General features: G+C 52.1%; 2 protein-coding genes. Both read left to right on the top strand.

Annotated features, from left to right (window positions below):
- Window positions 1-818: ATP-binding cassette domain-containing protein (locus AABM41_09865; GenBank protein ID MEK6192599.1), on the top strand; the 818-nt coding region annotated here is incomplete at its 5' end.
- A 24-nt stretch (window positions 819-842) separates the two neighbouring features.
- Window positions 843-1,570 (top strand): PAS domain S-box protein (locus AABM41_09860; protein MEK6192598.1); only part of this gene is annotated, 728 nt, incomplete at its 3' end.

The raw sequence follows: 1,570 nt of genomic DNA, 5'->3' as shown, positions 1-1,570 counted from the left end.
TCGAGTTCCGTGACGTGTCTTTCTCGTTTGACGACGAGAAAGTTCTGGACCGGCTCAGCTTCAAAGTGATGAAGGGGGAAATCAAAATCATCCTGAGTGGTTCGGGCGGCGGCAAGTCTACCATCCTCAAACTTATTCTCGGGTTTCTCAAGCCGGATGAGGGACAGGTTCTAATTGACGATGAAGATATTACGAATTACGACGAATCGCAGTTAAAGCATGTACGCGACAAGATCGGCATGGTCTTCCAGGAAGGCGGCCTCTTCGATTCGCTCTCGGTCTATGACAATGTCGCTTACCGCTTACACGAGGAGGACATACCTGAGGAAGACGTAGAAAGAGAAGTGCGGCTGCTACTACGCTTTGTCGGTCTTGAAAATGATATGGATAAGCTGCCGAGCGAGTTATCTGGTGGCATGCAAAAACGGGTTGGCATAGCACGCGCACTTGTTGGTAATCCCAAGATTGTCTTGTTTGACGAGCCGACTGGTGCGCTGGACCCCCCGACGGCGGCAACTATTTCCGCATTAATTATTAGACTGCGCGATCTGGAAAATGTCGCCTCCATCCTCGTGACTCATGAGATGGACACCGTCAAATACATCACGTCTGAGTACGCAGTAGTTAGCGAGAAAGGCGAAGTCACCGTTGCAGAGGAAGGAGATAACTTCTGTCTCAGCAATACGAAAATTCTGATGCTGCGCGAGGGGCGCGTGATCTTTAGCGGCACAGATGAAGAATTCGTTCAGTCGGAAGACCCATACATCCAGAAGTTCATCACCGGCACGGAAATGGAACCTAACCAGATGACACAATAACATTCGTGTTTAAGGATGAATTCGATGACCGCAGGCCCGATCACTTTGCAAGCTGAGTATCACAAGCAGGCGGAAGCCGCAGTGGAGGATTCCGAACTGCGCTATCGGCGACTCTTTGAGACGACGCACGACGCCATCCTCATTCTCGACGCAAGCACGAAGAAAATTCTCGAAGCCAACCCTTTCATTGAGGACTTGTTGGGCTACTCGCAGGCGGAGTTCGTCGGCAAGGAACTCTGGCAGCTCGGTCTGTTCCAAGATATTGAGGAAAGCAAAGCCGCTTTTCGAGAACTGCAAGAGCAAGGCTATATCCGTCATGAGCGTTTGCCGCTCGAAACCAAAGACGGGCGGAAGGTGGAGGTCGAGTTCGTCAGCAACGTCTATCAGATGGAGCACAGGTCGGTCATTCAATGCAACATTCGGGACATTACCGAACGCAGCCGCTTGGAGCGGCAGACGCACGAGCAGGCGGAAGTGTTGGCAGAACTTGACCAGCGCAAGGACGAATTCCTGGCGATGCTTTCCCATGAGCTACGCAATCCCCTGTCTGCGATCTTCAACGCGCTGCATATCCTTCGCCTCCAAGGCACCGAGAACCCAACCCAACAGAAAGCCAGAATCATTATGCAGCGTCAGGTGGGGCAACTGGCGCATCTCATTGATGATCTGCTGGAAGTCTCCCGCGTCATCACCGGAAGGATTCAACTTCATCAGGAACGCCTGGAGATGAGGGGCATCGTGGAACGTGCTAT

Source organism: Chloroflexota bacterium (assembly GCA_038040195.1).
In the GTDB taxonomy this organism is placed as follows: domain Bacteria; phylum Chloroflexota; class Limnocylindria; order QHBO01; family QHBO01; genus DASTEQ01.
This window is presented reverse-complemented; position numbering and strand designations above follow the sequence as displayed.